The sequence below is a fragment of the Pedobacter sp. FW305-3-2-15-E-R2A2 genome (assembly GCF_038446955.1).
Lineage (GTDB): Bacteria > Bacteroidota > Bacteroidia > Sphingobacteriales > Sphingobacteriaceae > Pedobacter.
In genome coordinates this window covers 401,977-426,193 of the sequence record NZ_CP151803.1, presented here as the reverse complement: position 1 = coordinate 426,193, position 24,217 = coordinate 401,977, and the positions used below count along the sequence as shown (strand labels likewise).

The following is a 24,217-nucleotide window of genomic DNA, read 5'->3' as shown; positions in this document are numbered from 1 at the left end:
AATTTTTATTTTTTTATACGATTACCGGAATATATCAGCGCGTTTTAGCTATAATTTTAATAAACCTAACGATCGCTGTAGTTCAACATGCAGCACCTTAAGATGGTATACTGCCTGTAAATAATTGAGTTTACCCTGCGTTAATGCCAATTCGGCATCTGTCAATTCAAGTCTGGAACTTAATCCATTCCTGTAACGGTCGTTCATCATGACATAACTTAATTCTGCAGCTTCTACCGTTGTTTTTTGAACACTTAATTGTGCATTGGCTTCCTTCCACCTGCTGATGACGGCCGCTAGTTGTGCATTCGTTTCTTCCTTCAGATCATCCAATCTGATTTTTTCCTGCTGTAGCTTAATTCTGGCCTGATTGATTTGAGAGTTGGTCCGATTTCCGTTAAAAATCGGAACCGTAAACTGAATTCCCAGAAATGAAGTGCGTGGCCAGGTATAGCTCCCCAGGCTCAGGTGGTCTGCCTGTGCCTGTAACTGGTACTGACCTACAATAGAAGCCTGGGGCAGGTGCTCGGCTTTACTGACAGACAATTGCTTTTCTCCCTGTTCTATAGAAAGCCTTTGCAATTTTAGATCGTGACGGTTCAGTTCAGCGGTTTTCAAAGCCTGTTCCAGTGTATAAAATTCGGCCTGATCGGACTCAATATTGAGGCTGTCGCCCGGCTTTATCTCCGCCCGCTCATTTAAGCCAATCAGCCTTTTTAACTGAATGCCACTTACTTCAATATTATTGCTTAAATAAGATATGGAAGACTTTAAGTTTTCTACGACAATATAGCTCCTTAAGGTATCTACTTTCAGACTTCTTCCCTGTGCAAATAAGGCCCTGGTATCCTCCAGTGCTCTTGTGTTCCGCGACAAGCTTTGTTGCTGTAAACTGAGCTGGTTATTCATCAGCAACAGATTAAAATAACTGGCTGAGATCTGAAACGCCAGTTGGCTTTGCAGGTCAGTAGTCTTTTCTTTCTGAATTTTTTCATTGATCACCGCTGCCTGTCTTTGGCGACGCGCATTTTCCAGGAACAACGGTTGATTTAACGATAAAAACCCATTGAAAACATTTTTTCCTCCCACTGCAATATCCTGTACCGCTTTATCTGTGCCGGCAAATGACCCCGGAAGAAAGATCACCTGACGGTCAAAGTAACGGGAATAGGCCGCGTTTGCAGAGATATTGGGCAGCAGGCGGCTCTGTGCTTCCCGGGTAATCTCTTTATAGCGAATTTCTTCCAACGTTTGCACCTGCAATTCCTTATTGCCATTTGCAGCCATTGCCAATGCTTCTGCAAGACTTAATTCTCTTTTCTGGGCATGCAAAACCTTGCCGGAAAACAGCAGCAGCAAAGCCAGCAGTATATTTAAAAATTTCCTTTTCATCTATTTATTATTTTTTCAGTGGTTTTATTTTTTTCATTTGTCTTCAAGCTGCCTTCGGCGGTTTATTTGTCAGATGGAGTCCGGTTCTTCATTTTCTTCTTCCATCACTTCTTTACGTTTTGTTCCCGACAGGTAAGAATAAACCGCAGGAATAATAAAAAGGGTTAGAATCCCCGCAAAGGTTAATCCCCCGGCAATTACAATCCCAAGCGACTGACGGCTGTTAACAGTCATGGCAATTGGCAACGCACCGAATATCATCGCCAGAGAGGTCATGAGAATTGGCCGGAAGCGTTGTACTGCTGCTTGTATAGCCGCATCATATTTTGAAAGCCCCTGTTCTTTTAAATGATTGGCAAATTCTACGATCAGGATCCCATTTTTAGTGATCAATCCCACAAGGGTGATGATCCCTATCTGACTGAAGACATTTAAACTCTGGTTAAACCAGTATAAACTAAGGATTGCACCTGTTACCGCCATCGGCACAGTGAGCATGATGATGAGCGGATCACGAAGGCTTTCAAATTGTGCAGCCATGATCATGTAAACCAGTAATAAGGCTAAAATGAGTGTTGAAGCAATATTGCCCTGACTTTCTTCGTAATCTCTGGATTGCCCCGCTAAACTCGTTTTAAAGTTTTCATTCAAGACCTCCTTTTTGATGCGTGCCATTTCTTCAATCCCCGCTGCCAGACTTACGCCCGGCGCCAGCCCTGCAGAAATGGAAGCCGAAGTATATTGGTCATAGCGATAAATCGCAGCCGGACTGATCCCCTCTTCAATCGTCACCAGGTTATCCAAAGAGATCATCTGATTGTCCGAAGAACGAACATAGATGGAACGCAGATCGCTAATGTCATTCCTATTTTTACGTTCTACCTGACCAATCACTTCATACTGCCTGTCCGATCGTAAAAAATAGCCATAGCGCTGACCGGAGAACGAAAGCTGTAATGCCCTGGATACTTCCTGTATAGAAACACCCATTAATGCTGCTTTTTGCCTGTCTATATTTATTTTTAACTCAGGTTTATTGATTTTCAGATCGGCATCTACAAACATGAGTTTTTTACTCTGGCGTGCTGCAGCCAAAAATTTCGGGAGCACTTGTTTAAGGCTATCCAGCGTTGGCGCCTGAAGCACATACTGCACCGGCATACCACCTCCATAACGTGTACCTATTGTAGGCGGCATGTAAGGAAATAAAAGAAAGCCCTTGAACTTAGCCGATGCCATTCCATATTGATTGTATAAATCCTGTGCACTGGCCTGACCTTTTTCAGGATCTTTCAGATAAATACTCTGCACAGCGATATTAACCGGTGCCGGCGCTGGAATAAAAGAAATGCCTACCATAGAATAGGTTTGATACAACCTGCTACCCGTAGAGTCGTTCACATATTTTCCTACTTCGGTCATTCGCTTTTGCATGTATTCAAATGAAACACCTTCGGGGGCGATAGCGATCAAACTCATGTTGGACCTGTCTTCTATCGGTGCAAGCTCGGAAGGAAGCTTTTTCCCAACAAAATAAATGAGACTGGCAGTGCCGATTAAAAATACAGAAGCTAACCAACGGCGTTTCATAAAGGCGGTTAGTAAATTTGCATATCCTGCATTTAAGCGGATAAAAAAGGGCTCTGTGTTTCGGTACAACCAGTTTGGCTTTTCACTCTTTTTTAACAACAGCGCACTCAGCATTGGCGAAAGCGTCAAGGCAACAAAGGCAGATACCAGTACGGAACCCGATACCACAATGGCAAATTCTTTAAACAACTGTCCGCTGATCCCACCCATAAAAATAATTGGCATAAATACAGCAGCCAGGGTAATGGTTGTGGAGATTACCGCGAAGTAGATTTCTTTAGAACCTTTGAAAGCAGCCTGGATTGGCGACATGCCCTCTTCAATTTTTTTATAGATATTCTCCAACACTACGATCGCATCATCAACCACTAAACCTATCGAAAGCACCAGGCCCAGCAGGGTGAGCACGTTGATGGAAAACCCCGCCACATACATAATGAAAAATGCAGAAAGAATAGAGACAGGAATGGCCAGCACCGGTATAATAGTAGAGCGCCAATCCCTGAGGAAAAGAAAGATGATCAGCACGACTAGACCAAAAGCTATGAACAGGGTTTCTTCCACTTCCTTAATGGATTTACGCACGGGACTGGTGAAATCGAAACCAACAATCAACCGATATTCCTTGGGAACTTCCTTCCGCAATTGTTCTAATCTGACGTAAAACTCATCCACTACCTTAATTGCGTTGGCACCCCTTTGGATCTGGACGGCAATGCCCACTCCAATCCGGTTTAAATTGCCGGTTTCATTGATAATTGCGGTTCTCTCATTTTCTTCTCCCAGTTTCGCTGACCCAATATCCTTTAACCTAACTACGGTGTTCCCCTCGCGTTTAATGATCATTTCATTGAAATCTTCTACGGTAGTTAAACGGCCCAGCGTACGCACACTTAGTTCATTGTTTGCACCTTCTATTCTTCCGGAAGGCAGATCAAGGTTTTCTCTTGACAATGCCTGTCGGATGTCTTCGGGTGTCAGCTTGTAAGCAGCCAGCTTAGTGGGATCAAACCGTAGCCGCATCGCATACTTATGCTCGCCAACCACTGCTACACTGTTTACTCCTGGAATTGACTGCATTCTGTCTTTTATCATGGTAGCCGCAAGATGGCTTACTTCTCTGATGTCCTTGGTATCGCTTTCTACCTCTAAAAAGGCAACCAGGTTATCAGGTGAGGAAGCCTTTTCAACAACAGGTGGATCTACATCTGCAGGAAGCTGCTTTCTGGATTTAGCCACCTTATCACGAACATCGTTCAGTGCATCTTCCAAATCGATATCCCGATTAAATTCTATGGAAATCACACTCACTTGCTCCCTGGATTCAGAAGAAATTGTCCTAACTCCATTGGATTCAGCAATGGATTCTTCCATCGGCTTGGTAATCTTGGAAGCAATCACATCAGGGCTCGCACCCGGATAATAGGTGACCACCGAGATCACCGGTGGTTCTGTTAAGGGGTATTCTCTGACCCCTAAATAGTTCCAGCCAACGATGCCCATAATAACGATAAAGGCAGAAAACACACCCGCCAGAACCGGTTTTTTTATACTTAATGATGATAAACTCATGATTTTAAATTTGAAATAGATTATTTGGAAACAACAGCCTGAACCGGCATGCCATCACCAAGACGAAGAAGATTAGATACAATGACACTATCGCCATTATTTAAACCAGAGGTAATAATCGCTGAGGTTTCCGTTCTGTTGCCAATGCTGACAGGCTTTGATTTAGCAAGACCATTTTGAAACACAAAGACACTATACCCCTCTCCGCTGGGAATGAGTGCTTCGGTTGGTAAGCTAATCGCTTTTGCATTTTTTGCCGATGTCGGAAAATGGATCTTGACAGACAAACCTGCCCTGAACTTTCCTTCAGGATTAGCTGCATTAGCCTGTACCCTTAGTGACCTGTTTTGGGCGTTAAGTCCTGGTTCTGTCGCTTGAATGGAGGCTGTCTGTTGCTGATCGGAAAGCGCTGTTGTAAAATTAATTTTATTGCCTGTTTTAACGAGTGGAAGGTACTTTTCCGGTACAGAAAAATTGATCTTAACAGTCTCCTGGTCCTGCAGGCTAACCAGCGCTATACCCGGTGATACAAAAGAACCCGGATCCAGATTTGAAATGCCGATCTTTCCAGAGAAAGGGGCTCTGATCTCGGTCTTGTTCAATTCCACCTGAAGCAATTCCCGCTGCGCTTCCAGGGCTTGTAATTTTACTGCCGTCTCATCATATTGCTGTTGATTTACAGTTTCCGTTTTCAGTAGATTGCTGATCCTTTGTTCATTCAGGCGGGCCAATTTCAACTCCGAATTCAATCCCTTTAACCTGGCTTTCAGGTCAGCATCGTTTAACTTATAAAGCAATTGCCCTTTACTTACATGTCCACCTTCCTGAAAAGAGACCTGAACAATCTTCTGGGCGATTTCGCTAACGATCTCAACTTCCCTGTAGGGGGCCATGGAACCTACAATCACTTCTTCCTGATCCAGATTCTCTTCACTTACGACAATTGCATCCACTTGTAATTTGCTCACATTGGCACCTGCCGCGGCTGCCATTTTTTGTTTTTTTTCCTGATTACTATCGCAGGCAATCAGCAACATACTGCAGAATACAGGGAGGAAAAAAACTTTTAGTTTATTGGTATCTTTTAACATGATATGATGAATAATGGTGGAATAAATAGTTGTTTTTAATGGGTATAAAATTAGGAGGCATCACTACCTTCGGCTTTATACTATTGCAGGTAAGAGTTATAGAATTTCTGTGGGAATATTTAAAAAAAATGCCCGGCTAAAAGCCAGGCATTTGAAAAATGAGTAAATCGATTTTACAATTTTGCAGTCTTTAACCGAAGGCTATTACTGACCACAGAAACCGAGCTTAACGCCATTGCTGCACCAGCAATCATCGGATCCAGTAAAAATCCATTTATGGGATACAATACACCGGCTGCAATCGGAATGCCGATGAGGTTATAAATAAAGGCCCAGAATAAATTCTGCTTGATGGTGTTTACCGTTCTACCTGAAAGTTTTAAGGCTTTGGGTACCATATTCAGATCGGAAGTGATCAAAGTCATTTTTGCCACATCCATTGCAATGTCAGAACCCTTGCCCATCGCAATGCTCACATCGGCCTGTGCCAGCGCATGGCTATCGTTAATCCCATCCCCAACCATTGCTACCGTTTTTCCCTGCGATTGCAGTTCTTTTACAAAGTTGGCCTTGTCTGAAGGCATTACTTCTGCTTTATAATGTTTTAACCCAACTTGTTTAGCTACAGCGGCGGCCGTTTGTTTATTATCTCCGGTGAGCATATAAACTTCGATCCCCCTGCTTTGGAGTGTTTCAATCGCCTCTTGCGAAGTGGTCTTGATTTTATCTGCAATGGCAATGGCCGCAAGCCCGCTTTTTTCATTCGAAAAATAAATGACGGTTTTCGCTTCTTCCTGCCATATTTCAGCCTGAATAAGCAAATCATGGCTCACAGAAACTCCATATTCATCCATTAATGCTTTATTGCCAATAAAATATTGCATACCCTGCTGAACGGCCTTTATTCCTTTGCCAGTAATGCTTTCAAAATACGCTAAGCGAACTGTTGTGACCGATTCTTCTTTTAAACGATTGATTACCGCTTCTGCAAGTGGATGCTCAGACTGGGCTTCCATAGTGTATAAAATCTGTTTATTCAGCACCTGATCTGTCGTTGTATTGTTCCAGATCATATCCGTCACCACAGGTCTGCCTTCTGTAATCGTACCTGTTTTATCTAAGATAATTGCATTTACTTTATGGCCAAGCTCCAGGCTTTCTGCGTCTTTGATCAGGATATTATTTTCTGCGCCTTTTCCAACGCCAACCATAATCGCGGTCGGCGTGGCCAATCCCAGCGCACATGGACATGCGATAACCAATACGGTAACTGAAGTCAGTAAAGCATGGGTGAACGCTGCTTCACCACCTGCCAGCATCCAGATGATAAAAGTAAGTATAGCAATACTAATCACGATCGGGACAAATATCCCTGCAATTTTATCCACCAGTTTTTGTACAGGAGCCTTACTTCCCTGAGCGTCCTGTACCATCTTAATGATCTGGGCGAGGATGGTATCACCACCAACTTTTTCAGCTTTAAACTCAAAACTGCCTTTCTGATTGATCGTGCCGGCAAACACTTTTTCGCCCTTTGTTTTGGCAACAGCAATAGGTTCCCCGCTGATCATACTTTCATCCACATAAGAACTTCCTTCACTTACCATACCGTCTACAGGTATTTTTTCTCCTGGCTTTACCACAATGATATTTCCAACCTGAACCTGCGAAACAGGAATTTCCTGCGCGATGCCGTCGATAATGACGTTCACCGTCTTTGGCTGCATCCCCATCAATTTCTTAATGGCTGATGAGGTATTAGACTTGGCTTTTTCCTCCAGTAATTTGCCCAGAGAGATGAAAGCAATAATCACAGCTGCTGCTTCGAAATAAACATGTGCATGGAGGCCTCTTTGGTGCCAGAACTCCGGATAGATGGTATTAAAAGCACTGAAGAGGAATGCTATTCCTGTACTCAAAGCAACCAGTGTATCCATATTCGCTTTGCGATGCCTCGCCTGCTTAACGGCATTGATAAAATAACTGCGCCCTAAATAGAAAACCACCGGTATGGCCAGGGCCATCATGATCCAGTTACCATAAAGCAGATCCATAAAGAACATACCTATCACCACTATAGGAATGGAAAGAATCACTGCCCAAATGGTTCTTTTTTTCAATTCTTTATAATGCCTGAGCTGGGCATCCTGTTGGATTTGTTGAGGATCTTCAGCATCCACAATAAGGTCATATCCGATACCGCGAATCACATTTTGTAATTCTTCCTCTTTGACCGTTTCGTCATATTCAGCCCAGGCCGTCTGATTGGCATAATTAACACCTGCATTATGGACACCTTTCGCCGACTTAAGCATACTTTCCACACTTACTGCACAGGCGGCGCAAGTCATCCCTAAAACCGGGAAAGTTTTTTTTATATAACTATTTTGTAAATGTTTCTTTTTGTGTTTTTGATCTAAAGTGGGTGCTTCCATTTTCTTTTTTTATAGCACAAAACTAAAGAGACGGAGTACCTTGCTTATTATACAATTGGCGGAATAATGTATATAATTATAAGATTATCGGCTCTTGCTTCTCTTCATAATCACAAGTTTGTCCTGCCTGATTCTTTTATAATAAGCAAAATCGAAGCCTGTCTGTTTCTTTAATTGCCGCGAAAGATAAGCCACACTACTATAGCCCAGAACATGGGCGATATCCGTTAACGACTTATCTGTATAGACCAAAAGCGCCTTTACTTCCTCTATTTTCTTTTGTATAATATACTTTTCCAGTGTATCACCCTGGGTGAGGGAAAATATGGCACTCAGTGAATCATAATCTTTGTGTAATTCCTCACTAATCCACTTTGAAAATTTAACCGGCTCTCCGGTTTCAGACTGTTCATTGATACCGCGTTCGACGGCAAGTTTAATCTGACTGACCAGTTGCTCATTCTTATCATAGAGCAGGTCGAATCCATTCTTTTGTAAAACCACCTTTAAGGTTTGTTCATCAACAGGAGTTTTGTTACTCTCTTTTAAGATGACCTCCCCCAAATTTATACTCGAAATATCTAAACCGAGTTTGAATAGCTCATCGCTTAATACGGTAATGCAGCGATTACAAACCATCCCTTTAATTAGTAACGTATTGTTCTTTTTCATAACAAAAAATTTATACTCAAAAGTAAAATGGCATGTTAAAGTTGGGGTTACACTATTCAGGGAAACATGTATAGAATTTACAACTGGTCTAATGGCTTGCGCGGATTTTCTTTTATATTTTTAAAATGAGAGGGAGTAAAGCCGGTTGCTTTTTTAAACTGAGTAGAAAGATACTGGACACTACTGTAGCCTAATTTATGAGCGATCTCACTTAATGTAAGCTCATTGTACGCTAGAAACTCCTTGGCTCTTTCTATACGCTGAAGAATAATATATTGTTCTATTGTGATGCCTTCCGTATTTGAAAAAAGTGAACTGATATAATTATAATCTACCTTAAGTTTTTGCTGAATGAGGTAGGATAATTTAATGCTTAAATCAATTCTATCAGCCCCATGAATAATTTCAATAATGAGGTTCTTGACCCTTTCTACCAACACCATTTTACGGTCATCTAATAACTCAAACCCATTTTCTGATAGCCAATTTTTTAAATAACTCAGTTGCATCATAGAGAGCTCTCTTTCCAATTCAACTTCTCCCAACTGTACCCGAACAGGTAATATATGCATCTTTTCAAACACTTGTTTTACCACAACAATGCATCGATAACAGACCATATTCTTGATTGACACCTTCATTAAAGCCTGCTAAACTGTTGAACTGATCATAAAGTGTCCATTATATTATAGATTTATCTCAATCATTAACTCATTGAGTAGTTTTATCAAATCATATTAAGCAAACATAGCCTACTTCCTGTATTTGAAAATTATATAATTACTGAAAAAACTTATAAAATTTCAGTCCAAAAAAATCAATCCCGTTTATCTTTTAAATTTTTCCAATGAGCCATTTTTAGGGAAAAGAGGCGATTGCCGTTTTTTATTTTAAATCATTTATGTGCGGGAGTTTCTATGTATTACTTTTACCGGATCGTAACGAAACAACCTAAAGAAATGTCTTACCCCATACAACAGGAAGAAGCGAAAAGTTTTGAGAAAAACTTATTCTCCATGAGGGGTGTTTTCTGATTGCTGTTCTTACTGAGTTTCTTTTTATAGCCAATGTCCAAACCCTATTTATGAAATCAATTTTATTCCTGTTACTATTAACCTCCACATTCGTTAATACTTCTTATGCCCAAAATGACGATGAGGATCTAAAAAAGATTACTGTCAGTGATACCATATTAAAGACCCGTAATCTCCTCATTCCCGGGCCATTTGACGCGCAAAAGGCGCTGCTAAAACTATTCCCGGGTAAATACTATAATCTCACAAAAAAGTCAGGATATCAAAATGAGTTGATCAATTGGGACCTCAAAACACCTAACAGAAAATCTTATAGCGATGTAAATGGAGAACAGGGGGATCTCTTGTTCCCTTTTGAAAGAGGGGTAGCCACCCGCTTAATGAATGTCATGGACTTCAAGGATTCTACAGGATTACAATATAAGGTCATCAGCTTTAATCATTCCGAATATGATGAGGAAGGGCTTCAGACCTCCAGATTTACAGGCGGATTATTAGGATTAGCCAAATTTGCTTTAACAAAAGAAGGATGGAAATTAAGGATATTTCAACCTGCTATCGGAGGTTACGGCGCATTTTCAAATTGTCCGGTTCCCAAGCCTTTATTGATTGGGGAAGATCAATATGCTTTCATGATTGAACACCTGAATGGTGGCGGTGGAGGGCCCTTTTTTGGCGCGTTATTCCTCATTGCGGGAACCAATGGTACTTATCAGCAGATCATGTCCGCATATGGCGTTAAAAAGACAACGGGAGTAGATGAGGAAGTACCTACTTCCTGGTCAAGTGAGTATTCAGTTCCCCCCAGTAAGAAAAAATACTTTCGGGATATCATAGTTACAACTAAGGGAACTTATACCTCATCAGATCGTGAAGGCCTCCCTGAATCCGTTTCTGCCAAGATCAAACCAGGCAAAAAAGGAAAGTATAACATTACAATGCGGTATATCTATAAAGGTAGCAAGGGGTATGAAGCTCAACTCCCTGCTACAATTGTTGTGAATTAAGCCGAGGCATTATTTCTTTTTAGCATAGGTTGCAGCCAATTTCAGCGCTTCGTAAGCATTCACAATACCGCCACTCACACAAAGTTCAGAGAATACCGCTCTGGTGTTCTCTCCTCTTTCATTGGTTAACTTCACTTTCTGTACGACTTTAGTAACCGATTTCATGATGATTTCCCTTACTTCCGGAGCAGTTAATTCTGGATAATAGCTTAAAATAAGTGCCGCTAATCCGGAAACAACCGGAGCAGCCATACTTGTACCGTCCAACTCTTCATATTTAGAATCAGGAACGGTAGAGTTAATCATGAATCCCGGAGCAAAAACATCGACATTGTATTTTCCGTAATTTGAGAAAGAGGCTTTCAATGTGGCATCGTTCTTATAAGCACTTGCACCTACCTCGATCCAGTTTGTTGCATGGGGGAGTTTAAACTTAACAGAATCAATAACCGGCTTTACATTTGGACGTATACTCGGACGGCCCATTCCCTGATTTTGCATTTGGCTATTCAAAGGTCTGAACGGAATAGGTTTTGGTGCCAATTTTTCCATTTTTTTCTTATGTGCAATCGCTTCAGGGCTGTCATAATATTTATTAGGATAATTCTCTTCCACATCAACGTTTAAGTTGTCATTACCAGCGGCATGAACCAATAATACGCCTTTTTCTTCCGCATACTTTACGGCTTCATCCACGACCTCTTTGTTCCATTTATAACTCTTACCAAAACTCATGTTAATTACTTTGGCTCCATTGTCGACAGCATATCTAATCCCATTGGCAACATCTTTATCTCTTTCATCCCCTTCTGGTACTACCCGAACGCCCATTATACTGACATAATCCGCAACCCCGTTAATGCCAATCGTATTCTTCCTATTGGCGCCTATAATTCCCGAGACATGCGAGCCATGCTCCGCATTTGGCCCCATGATGTCGTTATTTCCATAGAACTTCTCCCTCGCATTTGAATAATCATCACCTACAAGTTCGGCCCTTTGATCATATTTAGGATTAAGATTGTATTTTAACATGACGTCATACTGCTTATAGGCATCTTTTATTTCCTTATGAAATTTCTCGATACTTCCGCTTTCTTTAGCGCCAGATCTAATGATCTTCTTAACCTGCTCCTCCATTTCATCATCCGCCTTATACCCATTTATGTCCTCAAGCGAAGGGATTGTCTTTTTATGAATGAGCGCAACAGAATCCAATAATTTATTAATTGCAAACACCACACTGAACGTCTGATCTGCTTCATTGTATTTCTTACCGAACTCTGCCGTCACTTTAGTATATAGTTCAAACTCCTTCTTTTGAACACTGTCAAGCACAGTAGATTTTATCGTAGAGCGGTATCTTGGCGCATATTCTCTATAAATCCTAACCAATTCCAGATTATCATAAGCCAGGTTTCCTTTCTTAGACCCGATAAAATTCCAGCCATGTACATCATCAATGTATCCATTTCCGTCATCGTCAATACCATTTCCGGGAATCTCTTTCTTATTCGTCCATAAGATATCCTTTAGATCCTCATGATTCACGTCAATACCACCATCAATTACGGCTACAATAATCTTTTGTTTAGGTTTTTTATCCTTAAGTAACTCCTTATATGCTTTTTCAGTACTTATTCCAAAGTAACCATCCTGAACAAGGTCCAGATTGAACCAATTGGCAGGAAGCTTAACATCTTTACTCTGAGCATAAACAGCAGCATTGGCTGATAAAAGGAGTGCTGTAAAAAATAATTGCCTGAATCTCATTTGAAATTGCTTTTATAAATTAACGTAAAATACAATAATACGGTTTTATTGTATCAGGGATCAAGTTTTAGCATATTTTAACAATAAATAAGGATCAGGCCCTGACCTGAATACGGCTGACCAGGTATTCTTTCTCTGAAGTTCTTCTGTTAAAGGACATGGAAAGCTAAAGGGAAAGCAAGACGACCCGCCTTCTGAGGCTACTGAAGAAATATGAGACGCTGATCGTATTAGGCTTCATTAAATACGAGGAATAATAGTTGAAATAAAAGGTTTCCATATAGCATGAGCACCATCTTTCCAGGGGATACCCGAAAATCCTATAAACAAGAAAAGCCTGTAGTTTTCACTACAGGCTTTCTTTAAGATTTGGCACCGACCTACTCTCCCACGTGTTACCGCAGTACCATCGGCTCTGGTGGGCTTGACTTCTCTGTTCGGAATGGGAAGAGGTAGACACCACCGATATAGGCACCTAAATATTTTTATTGTTTTCTTGCTCCTTATTGGTGCGGTCAAACAATGACATATTATTGAAAGAAGTTAAGTTAGGAAGAACAAACAACAGTTTATTGCTCTTGAAAGCTTCGGATTATTAGTATTACTCGACTTTGATGTCACCACCTTTACATCTGTAACCTATCAACGTAGTAGTCTGCTACGGTCCTATATGGAATTCTCATCTCGTGGCTAGTTTCGCACTTAGATGCTTTCAGCGCTTATCTATTCCCAACGTAGCTACTCTGCAATGCCCCTGGCGGAACAACAGATTCACTAGAGGTTAGTCCAACCCGGTCCTCTCGTACTAAGGTCAGCCCCACTCAAAATTCCTACGCCCACAACAGATAGGGACCGAACTGTCTCGCGACGTTCTGAACCCAGCTCGCGTGCCACTTTAATCGGCGAACAGCCGAACCCTTGGGACCTTCTCCAGCCCCAGGATGTGACGAGCCGACATCGAGGTGCCAAACCTCCCCGTCGATATGAGCTCTTGGGGGAGATCAGCCTGTTATCCCCAGCGTACCTTTTATCCTTTGAGCGATGGCCCTTCCATGCAGAACCACCGGATCACTATATCCGTCTTTCGACCCTGCTCGGCTTGTCTGCCTCACAGTCAAGCAAGCTTATGCTATTGCACTCCTCATACGGTTACCAAGCGTATTGAGCTTACCTTTGAAAGCCTCCGTTACCTTTTTGGAGGCGACCACCCCAGTCAAACTACCCATCAAACAATGTCCCCCCCAGAGAGGGGTTAGACACCGAATACAAAAAGGGTGGTATTTCAACGTTGACTCCACAACACCTAGCGATGCCACTTCATAGTCTCCCACCTATCCTACACATCTTGTATCCAATGTCAATGTTAAATTGTAGTGAAGGTGCATGGGGTCTTTCCGTCCCGTTGCGGGTACCCGGCGTCTTCACCGGGACCACAATTTCACCGAGCTCATGGCTGAGACAGCGCCCAGATCGTTACACCATTCGTGCAGGTCGGAACTTACCCGACAAGGAATTTCGCTACCTTAGGACCGTTATAGTTACGGCCGCCGTTTACTGGGGCTTCGATTCAATGCTTCTCCTTGCGGATGACATCCCCTCTTAACCTTCCAGCACCGGGCAGGTGTCAGGCCTTATACTTCATCTTTCGATTTTGCAAAGCCATGTGTTTTTGTTAAACAGTCGCCTGGGCCTTTTCACTGCGGCTGATATTGCTACCAGCGCCCCTTCTCCCGAAGTTACAGGGCCATTTTGCCGAGTTCCTTAGCCATGATTCACTCGAGCACCTTAGAATTCTCTTCCCGGATACCTGTGTCGGTTTGCGGTACGGGTTTTTATAACCTGAAGCTTAGCGGTTTTTCTTGGAAGTCTGATTACCTGCGCTATCTACGCCCCCGAAGGTTTGCAGTACTATCGGGTTTCAGCTAAGTCTGCGGATTTACCTACAGTCCTAATACCTACGCCCTTTAACGATCTATTCCGTCAGATCGCGGCAGTGTCACTACTCCGTCCCCACATCGCAGTTATAAAAAGTACTGGAATATTAACCAGTTGTCCATCGAATATCCCCTTCGGGTTCTCCTTAGGCCCCGACTAACCCTGATCCGATTAGCGTTGATCAGGAAACCTTATCCTTTCGGTGGGCGGGTTTCTCTCCCGCCTTATCGTTACTTATGCCTACATTTGCTTTTCCAGAAGCTCCACCACAACTTACGTCATAACTTCGCTGCCGCTGGAATGCTCCCCTACCGTAATATTAATATTACCCATAGCTTCGGTGTATAGTTTAATGCCCGTTTATTATCCATGCCCGATCGCTCGACTAGTGAGCTGTTACGCACTCTTTAAATGAATGGCTGCTTCCAAGCCAACATCCTAGCTGTCTATGCAATCGGACCTCGTTAGTTCAACTTAACTATAACTTGGGGACCTTAGCTGATGGTCTGGGTTCTTTCCCTCTCGGCCCGTGACCTTAGCACCCCGGGCCTCACTGCAGTGTATATTATATAGCATTCGGAGTTTGTCTGGATTTGGTAGGATTTGACTCCCCCGCACCCAATCAGTAGCTCTACCTCTATATAACTTAACCACCACGCTGTTCCTAAAAACATTTCGGGGAGTACGAGCTATTTCCCAGTTTGATTAGCCTTTCACCCCTACCCACAGATCATCCGGAAACTTTTCAACGTTTATCGGTTCGGTCCTCCAGTACGTGTTACCGCACCTTCAACCTGTCCATGGGTAGATCACAAGGTTTCGCGTCTACCTCCCCTGACTATACGCCCTATTCAGACTCGCTTTCGCTTCGGCTGCGTGTCTTAAACACTTAACCTTGCCAGAGAAGAGTAACTCGTAGGCTCATTATGCAAAAGGCACGCCGTCACGCCACCTGGACGCTCCGACCGCTTGTAAGCACACAGTTTCAGGTTCTATTTCACTCCCCTGTTCGGGGTTCTTTTCACCTTTCCCTCACGGTACTGGTTCACTATCGGTCTCTCAGGAGTATTTAGCCTTACCGGATGGTGCCGGCAGATTCCCACAAGGCGTCTCCGACCTCGCGGTACTCAGGATACTACTAGGCTAATGTTACTTACGTGTACGCGGCTCTCACGCTATATTGCCAGGCTTCCCATCCTGTTCCACTTCATTTCATTAATACCATATCGTAGTCCTACAACCCCACATATGCCGTAACATAAGTGGTTTGGGCTCTTTCCCTTTCGCTCGCCACTACTTAGGAAATCATTATTATTTTCTCTTCCTCTGCTTACTTAGATGTTTCAGTTCGGCAGGTTTGCGTACATTGTACGACTAGTCTTCAACTAGCCAGGTTTCCCCATTCGGAAATCTCCGGATTAATTCATATTTGCTAATACCCGAAGCTTATCGCAGCTTATCACGTCCTTCATCGCCTCTGAGAGCCAAGGCATCCCCTGTGTGCTCTTATTTACTTTCTTCTCTCCATAGCCTTTTGCGCCTATGGAAATGCTTTTTTTGATTGTTGTTATCTCTACGGATTGAATAATTGCTTATTCCTTCCTTCAAGCTAACAACGTCTCTATTGTTGTTTGCTCTTCTTTTTTAACTTCTTCCAATATGTCAAAGAACTTTAGTTCCCCTGATCACAATCCGTAATCATATTTATCAGCCTTTTGTATTAGGCATGGGTAATGGTGGAGAATAACGGAGTCGAACCGTTGACCTCCTGCGTGCAAGGCAGGCGCTCTAGCCAGCTGAGCTAATCCCCCTTAGAATATATCTGTAGTCCCGAGCAGATTTGAACTGCTGACCCCTACATTATCAGTGTAGTGCTCTAACCAAACTGAGCTACGGGACTATTTGTTATTCGAGCAGATTGTATTTGAGTATTGATTTCTCAGTTCACAAATCCTTGTCTTACTCTGCAAATACCTTCTCTCAGTATGGAACACTATTATGATGTTTCATCCTATGGGTTTTTCTTTTTGAGATTTTTTGTCATTTATATCATTTACGTAGCGAGTAGTCTGAACTACTCCAGAAAGGAGGTATTCCAGCCGCACCTTCCGGTACGGCTACCTTGTTACGACTTAGCCCCAGTTATCGGTTTTACCCTAGGACGCTCCTTGCGGTTACATACTTTAGGTACCCCCAACTTCCATGGCTTGACGGGCGGTGTGTACAAGGCCCGGGAACGTATTCACCGCGTCATTGCTGATACGCGATTACTAGCGAATCCAACTTCAAGAGGTCGAGTTGCAGACCTCTATCCGAACTGTGAATGGCTTTTTGAGATTTGCTTGCTGTTGCCAGCTTGCTGCCCTCTGTACCATCCATTGTAGCACGTGTGTAGCCCCGGACGTAAGGGCCATGATGACTTGACGTCGTCCCCTCCTTCCTCTCTGTTTGCACAGGCAGTCTGTTTAGAGTCCCCACCTTAACGTGCTGGCAACTAAACATAGGGGTTGCGCTCGTTGCGGGACTTAACCCAACACCTCACGGCACGAGCTGACGACAGCCATGCAGCACCTAGTTTCGTGTGATTGCTCACTGACCTATCTCTAGATCATTCACTAACTTTCAAGCCCGGGTAAGGTTCCTCGCGTATCATCGAATTAAACCACATGCTCCTCCGCTTGTGCGGGCCCCCGTCAATTCCTTTGAGTTTCACCCTTGCGGGCGTACTCCCCAGGTGGAATACTTAACGCTTTCGCTTAGCCGCTAACTGTGTATCGCTAACAGCGAGTATTCATCGTTTAGGGCGTGGACTACCAGGGTATCTAATCCTGTTTGATCCCCACGCTTTCGTGCCTCAGCGTCAATAACACCATAGTAAGCTGCCTTCGCAATCGGTGTTCTGTGACATATCTATGCATTTCACCGCTACTTGTCACATTCCGCCTACCTCTAGTGTATTCAAGCTCATCAGTATCAAGGGCACTGCGATGGTTGAGCCACCGTCTTTCACCCCTGACTTAATAAGCCGCCTACGCACCCTTTAAACCCAATAAATCCGGATAACGCTTGGATCCTCCGTATTACCGCGGCTGCTGGCACGGAGTTAGCCGATCCTTATTCCTTCGGTACATTCAGCTACTTACACGTAAGTAGGTTTATTCCCGAATAAAAGCAGTTTACGACCCAGAGGGCTGTCTTCCTGCACGCGGCATGGCTGGTTCAGAGTTGCCTCCATTGACCAATATTCCTTACTGCTGCCTCCCGTAGGAGTCTGGTCCGTGTCTCAGTACCAGTGTGGGGGGTCATCCTCTCAGATCCCCTAGTCATCGTGGTCTTGGTGAGCCGTTACCTCGCCAACTAACTAATGACACGCATGCCCATCTTAATCCTATAAATATTTGATCATTGTACAATGCTGTACTGTGATTTTATGCGGTGTTAATCCGAATTTCTTCGGGCTATCCCCCTGATTAAGGTAGGTTGCATACGCGTTACGCACCCGTGCGCCACTTTCGTGAAGAGCAAGCCCTTCACTATCGTTCGACTTGCATGTATTAGGCCTGCCGCTAGCGTTCATCCTGAGCCAGGATCAAACTCTCCATTGTAAAATGTGTTGTTTGAACGCTGACCATTCTTAACTTGTTAATAATAGTCTTTATTCTTTTTTTTGTATTGTCTGTCAGATTCTGACTTGAAAAAATAGCTTTGGTTTTCATGTACTTTGAAACGGTACTATCTTACCTCGCTACGCTATAAATGACATCTCTTTAATGAACTTTTCGAATCTCCTCGCGGTTCTTCTTTTATGTTGCAATCTTTGTTTCTCTGTTTCCTCCAGGTCTTAATGTTCCTGGTGTCAGTTTCAAACTTCTGATCGTTTCAGTCTTTTTGTTTTTGTTATCAAACTCCGTTTGGTAACCCCCGTTTTTGTTGGGACTGCAAAGGTAGAAATCTTTTTGTTATTGTCAAGCTTTTTCTTAAACTTTTTTACTTTGTTTTATTTGGTTATTAAACCGGTCAAAACAACCTCTGACATCTCTCTACTGCAATCTTTCAAATCCTTCTCTCTTTTCACTTTCACTGTTTCTCTTCCTCCGAAGCGGGATGCAAAAGTAGGATTATTTTTGCTCCCTGCAAACTTTATTTACATAAAATTGTATTTATCTTAACATAAGGCCAAATATCTGCAACAATTCCCCCGCTGATCAATCCTCAACACACTAAGCCTTAGTTGTATTGATCAATGTATTCCAGGAAACGGGGATTCAGTTTTATTTTCATAGGAATCCCTTAAATACCAGGATTAAGCCTTAAAATGATTAAATCACCAGATAGTCTGCGCCGATCCAGGTAACGGGCAGGCTCCTTTCTCTCTTATTCCTGAGAAGAAAAGAAACAAACAGACTTCTTTTCCTCCATTATATTAACGAAACCTTTAACGATTAATAAACAAGAGTAGTCGAAACTCTTAGTAACAACGTCATCAGTGATGATATCTCCGCTCAAACTATCATTCCTTATCAAGTCGCTTCAGTGCTAACATAGCTTCCTCATTGCCACTATCCAATTCAATTACCATCTTATAATCAGCAACTGCCGATCTCGTTTCATCTAGCTCTTTATATGCCTCTCCTCTGAGGTAATAGGTATAAGATGAGCGAGGATACTTTTTTATCACCATACTACCAAGTTTCAATGCTTGCTCAGGTCTATCAATCCCGATAAGAAATTGGATGGCCTGATTCCAGTCCTTTTCCGTAAACTTCCTTTTTATATAAAATTTTCTTAATTCCTGGCGATTTCTTAAAAAATAGAAACAAGGCAAATTTTCTTTCCATTCCGGATTTTCATTAATTGCTTTCAGAATAGTTCTTATTGCATCTTGTTCATTTCCTGCCAACAATAGTCCCATAATTAGCTTGCTATAAATTCCATTCCATCCTTCCACCAATTTACCCGCTTCATTTAAAAGGTTAAGACCTTTTTTCCTTTCCCCATTTTTCAAAAGTTTGATGGCTTGATTTAATCTTATACGTCCGTAGTGAAAATACAAAAGGCGTTGTAAATCAAAAAGTGCCTGCTTAGCATTGTCAACTCTTAAATCGATTTGGTTATACCACTCCTGCTGCGAGCCTTTTACCACTAAAGCTGCAGATTGTTTTCCCGTAATTTGTCCCCCGGCATTCTGACCTGCTAAAATGCTTTTTAACAAGCGCTCGGCTAAAGTACCTTTACTATGCTTAAAGCTTGCAGCCATGCAAGACAGTACACCCTCCGCCAATTGATTTCCCAGTACTACATAATCCTTCCCTGTCAAGTGTGAAGCATCATCTTTCCAAAATTTCAAGGCTGAACCCGTATACGCATAAACATTTCCAATGGAGTCAATACCAGCAACCTGTCTGAAATTCGCATCTTCATCACGGTCTCTCGTATATTCAATTGCCTTTTTAATAGATCTGCCTTTCTTTAATTCTACAAAACCATTTATTGCGTAATCGGGTTTTGTTTCCGCGATCACAGAAAACGCAGCCAATCCTGGCTGTACATACACAGTAGAATTACCCACATAAATATTATTTGTAGCCACAGCTACCCCCCATTCCTGAGCACTGCTATCATATGCTATAATAGAAAAGGTTGAATTAATATTACGGATAAGCAGTAAGCTGGGAAGATTTTGAGCAGAACAATATAAAGCAACAAGTTAAAAGGTCGCAAAGAAGACTATTTTTTTACACATAAGTTTAGCTTTAAAGATGAAGACAACATAAAAAATGATTCGTTGCACCTCAAGTCCTAAACATATTTTCAATGGTCAATCAGGAAGTATATTTCTATTATAAAAAGAGGTATGATCCCTGCAATGTTCATGTGCAAAGGTCAAAGATGGAGATGGCTGATTCCAGTATAGCATGGAGCTTGATCTCAGAAAGGTTTATCAGTGATTCCTGGAAGAGGAATCGTGTAGGCAGTTCATGTCAATTCCCGAAAAGCTTATAATCGCTCTGCAGCATAGCATGAAATCAATGGTTTCAAAAACCCTGTAAACAAGAAAAGCCTGTAGTTTCCTACAGGCTTACTTTAAGATTTGGCACCGACCTACTCTCCCACGTGTTACCGCAGTACCATCGGCTCTGGTGGGCTTGACTTCTCTGTTCGGAATGGGAAGAGGTAGACACCACCGATATAGGCACCTAAATATTTTTATTGTTTTCTTGCTCCTTATTGGTGCAGTCAAACAATGACATATTATTGAAAGAAGTTAAGTTAGGAAGAACAAACAACAGTTTATTGCTCTTGAAAGCTTCGGATTATTAGTATTACTCGACTTTGATGTCACCACCTTTACATCTGTAACCTATCAACGTAGTAGTCTGCTACGGTCCTATATGGAATTCTCATCTCGTGGCTAGTTTCGCACTTAGATGCTTTCAGCGCTTATCTATTCCCAACGTAGCTACTCTGCAATGCCCCTGGCGGAACAACAGATTCACTAGAGGTTAGTCCAACCCGGTCCTCTCGTACTAAGGTCAGCCCCACTCAAAATTCCTACGCCCACAACAGATAGGGACCGAACTGTCTCGCGACGTTCTGAACCCAGCTCGCGTGCCACTTTAATCGGCGAACAGCCGAACCCTTGGGACCTTCTCCAGCCCCAGGATGTGACGAGCCGACATCGAGGTGCCAAACCTCCCCGTCGATATGAGCTCTTGGGGGAGATCAGCCTGTTATCCCCAGCGTACCTTTTATCCTTTGAGCGATGGCCCTTCCATGCAGAACCACCGGATCACTATATCCGTCTTTCGACCCTGCTCGGCTTGTCTGCCTCACAGTCAAGCAAGCTTATGCTATTGCACTCCTCATACGGTTACCAAGCGTATTGAGCTTACCTTTGAAAGCCTCCGTTACCTTTTTGGAGGCGACCACCCCAGTCAAACTACCCATCAAACAATGTCCCCCCCGAAAGGGGTTAGACACCGAATACAAAAAGGGTGGTATTTCAACGTTGACTCCAGAACGCCTAGCGACGCCCCTTCATAGTCTCCCACCTATCCTACACATCTTGTATCCAATGTCAATGTTAAATTGTAGTGAAGGTGCATGGGGTCTTTCCGTCCCGTTGCGGGTACCCGGCGTCTTCACCGGGACCACAATTTCACCGAGCTCATGGCTGAGACAGCGCCCAGATCGTTACACCATTCGTGCAGGTCGGAACTTACCCGACAAGGAATTTCGCTACCTTAGGACCGTTATAGTTACGGCCGCCGTTTACTGGGGCTTCGATTCAATGCTTCTCCTTGCGGATGACATCCCCTCTTAACCTTCCAGCACCGGGCAGGTGTCAGGCCTTATACTTCATCTTTCGATTTTGCAAAGCCATGTGTTTTTGTTAAACAGTCGCCTGGGCCTTTTCACTGCGGCTGATATTGCTACCAGCGCCCCTTCTCCCGAAGTTACAGGGCCATTTTGCCGAGTTCCTTAGCCATGATTCACTCGAGCACCTTAGAATTCTCTTCCCGGATACCTGTGTCGGTTTGCGGTACGGGTTTTTATAACCTGAAGCTTAGCGGTTTTTCTTGGAAGTCTGATTACCTGCGCTATCTACGCCCCCGAAGGTTTGCAGTACTATCGGGTTTCAGCTAGATCTGCGGATTTACCTACAGTCCTAATACCTACGCCCTTTAACGATCTATTCCGTCAGATCGCGGCAGTGTCACTACTCCGTCCCCACATCGCAGTTATAAAAAGTACTGGAATATTAACCAGTTGTCCATCGAATATCCCCTTCGGGTTCTCCTTAGGCCCCGACTAACCCTGATCCGATTAGCGTTGATCAGGAAACCTTATCCTTTCGGTGGGCGGGTTTCTCTCCCGCCTTATCGTTACTTATGCCTACATTTGCTTTTCCAGAAGCTCCACCACAACTTACGTCATAACTTCGCTGCCGCTGGAATGCTCCCCTACCGTAATATTAATATTACCCATAGCTTCGGTGTATAGTTTAATGCCCGTTTATTATCCATGCCCGATCGCTCGACTAGTGAGCTGTTACGCACTCTTTAAATGAATGGCTGCTTCCAAGCCAACATCCTAGCTGTCTATGCAATCGGACCTCGTTAGTTCAACTTAACTATAACTTGGGGACCTTAGCTGATGGTCTGGGTTCTTTCCCTCTCGGCCCGTGACCTTAGCACCCCGGGCCTCACTGCAGTGTATATTATATAGCATTCGGAGTTTGTCTGGATTTGGTAGGATTTGACTCCCCCGCACCCAATCAGTAGCTCTACCTCTATATAACTTAACCACCACGCTGTTCCTAAAAACATTTCGGGGAGTACGAGCTATTTCCCAGTTTGATTAGCCTTTCACCCCTACCCACAGATCATCCGGAAACTTTTCAACGTTTATCGGTTCGGTCCTCCAGTACGTGTTACCGCACCTTCAACCTGTCCATGGGTAGATCACAAGGTTTCGCGTCTACCTCCCCTGACTATACGCCCTATTCAGACTCGCTTTCGCTTCGGCTGCGTGTCTTAAACACTTAACCTTGCCAGAGAAGAGTAACTCGTAGGCTCATTATGCAAAAGGCACGCCGTCACGCCACCTGGACGCTCCGACCGCTTGTAAGCACACAGTTTCAGGTTCTATTTCACTCCCCTGTTCGGGGTTCTTTTCACCTTTCCCTCACGGTACTGGTTCACTATCGGTCTCTCAGGAGTATTTAGCCTTACCGGATGGTGCCGGCAGATTCCCACAAGGCGTCTCCGACCTCGCGGTACTCAGGATACTACTAGGCTAATGTTACTTACGTGTACGCGGCTCTCACGCTATATTGCCAGGCTTCCCATCCTGTTCCACTTCATTTCATTAATACCATATCGTAGTCCTACAACCCCACATATGCCGTAACATAAGTGGTTTGGGCTCTTTCCCTTTCGCTCGCCACTACTTAGGAAATCATTATTATTTTCTCTTCCTCTGCTTACTTAGATGTTTCAGTTCGGCAGGTTTGCGTACATTGTACGACTAGTCTTCAACTAGCCAGGTTTCCCCATTCGGAAATCTCCGGATTAATTCATATTTGCTAATACCCGAAGCTTATCGCAGCTTATCACGTCCTTCATCGCCTCTGAGAGCCAAGGCATCCCCTGTGTGCTCTTATTTACTTTCTTCTCTCCATAGCCTTTTGCGCCTATGGAAATGCTTTTTTTGATTGTTGTTATCTCTACGGATTGAATAATTGCTTATTCCTTCCTTCAAGCTAACAACGTCTCTATTGTTGTTTGCTCTTCTTTTTTAACTTCTTCCAATATGTCAAAGAACTTTAGTTCCCCTGATCACAATCCGTAATCATATTTATCAGCCTTTTGTATTAGGCATGGGTAATGGTGGAGAATAACGGAGTCGAACCGTTGACCTCCTGCGTGCAAGGCAGGCGCTCTAGCCAGCTGAGCTAATCCCCCTTAGAATATATCTGTAGTCCCGAGCAGATTTGAACTGCTGACCCCTACATTATCAGTGTAGTGCTCTAACCAAACTGAGCTACGGGACTATTTGTTATTCGAGCAGATTGTATTTGAGTATTGATTTCTCAGTTCACAAATCCTTGTCTTACTCTGCAAATACCTTCTCTCAGTATGGAACACTATTATGATGTTTCATCCTATGGGTTTTTCTTTTTGAGATTTTTTGTCATTTATATCATTTACGTA

At 43.2% G+C, this 24,217-nt stretch carries 9 protein-coding genes, 4 tRNA genes and 5 rRNA genes; 1 reads left to right on the top strand and 17 read right to left on the bottom strand.

The window, feature by feature from the left end:
• Nucleotides 1-48: 48 nt before the first annotated feature.
• The 6 genes from AAFF35_RS01700 to AAFF35_RS01675 all read right to left on the bottom strand — a co-directional run bounded on the left by AAFF35_RS01700 (nt 49) and on the right by AAFF35_RS01675 (nt 9,324).
• The gene (locus tag AAFF35_RS01700) at nt 49-1,392 is read right to left on the bottom strand and encodes a TolC family protein (protein ID WP_342330594.1); all 1,344 of its coding nucleotides are present in this window, start codon (nt 1,390-1,392) and stop codon (nt 49-51) included.
• A gap of 69 nt (nt 1,393-1,461) precedes the next feature.
• Entirely contained in the window at nt 1,462-4,554 is a 3,093-nt protein-coding gene (locus tag AAFF35_RS01695) for an efflux RND transporter permease subunit (RefSeq protein ID WP_342330593.1), read from the bottom strand.
• A 20-nt stretch (nt 4,555-4,574) separates the two neighbouring features.
• Nucleotides 4,575-5,645, bottom strand: a complete 1,071-nt coding sequence (locus tag AAFF35_RS01690; protein WP_342330592.1) for an efflux RND transporter periplasmic adaptor subunit — start codon at nt 5,643-5,645, stop codon at nt 4,575-4,577.
• Between the two features lie 173 nt (nt 5,646-5,818).
• Complete coding sequence (locus tag AAFF35_RS01685; RefSeq protein WP_342330591.1) at nt 5,819-8,080, bottom strand: heavy metal translocating P-type ATPase; 2,262 nt, start codon at nt 8,078-8,080, stop codon at nt 5,819-5,821.
• 84 nt (nt 8,081-8,164) lie between these two features.
• Nucleotides 8,165-8,752 carry an AraC family transcriptional regulator gene (locus AAFF35_RS01680; protein WP_342330590.1) on the bottom strand — a complete coding sequence of 196 codons (588 nt, stop codon included), beginning with the start codon at nt 8,750-8,752 and terminating at the stop codon, nt 8,165-8,167.
• 77 nt (nt 8,753-8,829) lie between these two features.
• On the bottom strand, nt 8,830-9,324 hold the full coding sequence (locus AAFF35_RS01675; protein WP_342330589.1) for a helix-turn-helix transcriptional regulator: 495 nt from the start codon (nt 9,322-9,324) through the stop codon (nt 8,830-8,832).
• A gap of 512 nt (nt 9,325-9,836) precedes the next feature.
• Here AAFF35_RS01675 and AAFF35_RS01670 point away from each other — a divergent pair.
• Nucleotides 9,837-10,793: a hypothetical protein gene (locus AAFF35_RS01670; RefSeq protein WP_342330588.1), complete on the top strand. Its 957-nt coding sequence runs from the start codon at nt 9,837-9,839 to the stop codon at nt 10,791-10,793.
• Nucleotides 10,794-10,802: 9 nt separating this feature from the next.
• On the opposite strand, the gene AAFF35_RS01665 is transcribed toward AAFF35_RS01670, so the two are convergent.
• The 11 genes from AAFF35_RS01665 to AAFF35_RS01615 all read right to left on the bottom strand — a co-directional run bounded on the left by AAFF35_RS01665 (nt 10,803) and on the right by AAFF35_RS01615 (nt 24,057).
• Entirely contained in the window at nt 10,803-12,566 is a 1,764-nt protein-coding gene (locus AAFF35_RS01665) for a S8 family peptidase (protein WP_342330587.1), read from the bottom strand.
• Nucleotides 12,567-12,933: 367 nt separating this feature from the next.
• Nucleotides 12,934-13,045, bottom strand: a 5S ribosomal RNA gene (gene rrf, locus AAFF35_RS01660).
• Nucleotides 13,046-13,142: 97 nt separating this feature from the next.
• Nucleotides 13,143-16,021, bottom strand: a 23S ribosomal RNA gene (locus AAFF35_RS01655).
• Nucleotides 16,022-16,235: 214 nt separating this feature from the next.
• A tRNA-Ala gene (locus tag AAFF35_RS01650) sits at nt 16,236-16,312 on the bottom strand.
• A gap of 14 nt (nt 16,313-16,326) precedes the next feature.
• Nucleotides 16,327-16,401 (bottom strand) — tRNA-Ile (locus tag AAFF35_RS01645).
• A 183-nt stretch (nt 16,402-16,584) separates the two neighbouring features.
• Nucleotides 16,585-18,106 (bottom strand): 16S ribosomal RNA (locus AAFF35_RS01640).
• The 16S, 23S and 5S rRNA genes sit together here with 2 tRNA genes alongside, the layout of an rRNA operon.
• A 905-nt stretch (nt 18,107-19,011) precedes the next feature.
• Nucleotides 19,012-20,091 carry a DUF1028 domain-containing protein gene (locus AAFF35_RS01635; RefSeq protein ID WP_342330586.1) on the bottom strand — a complete coding sequence of 360 codons (1,080 nt, stop codon included), beginning with the start codon at nt 20,089-20,091 and terminating at the stop codon, nt 19,012-19,014.
• 499 nt (nt 20,092-20,590) lie between these two features.
• Nucleotides 20,591-20,702: ribosomal RNA gene (gene rrf, locus AAFF35_RS01630) — 5S ribosomal RNA — on the bottom strand.
• A 97-nt stretch (nt 20,703-20,799) separates the two neighbouring features.
• Nucleotides 20,800-23,677: ribosomal RNA gene (locus AAFF35_RS01625) — 23S ribosomal RNA — on the bottom strand.
• A gap of 214 nt (nt 23,678-23,891) precedes the next feature.
• Nucleotides 23,892-23,968: transfer RNA gene (locus tag AAFF35_RS01620), tRNA-Ala, on the bottom strand.
• A gap of 14 nt (nt 23,969-23,982) precedes the next feature.
• Nucleotides 23,983-24,057 (bottom strand) — tRNA-Ile (locus AAFF35_RS01615).
• Nucleotides 24,058-24,217 lie beyond the last annotated feature (160 nt).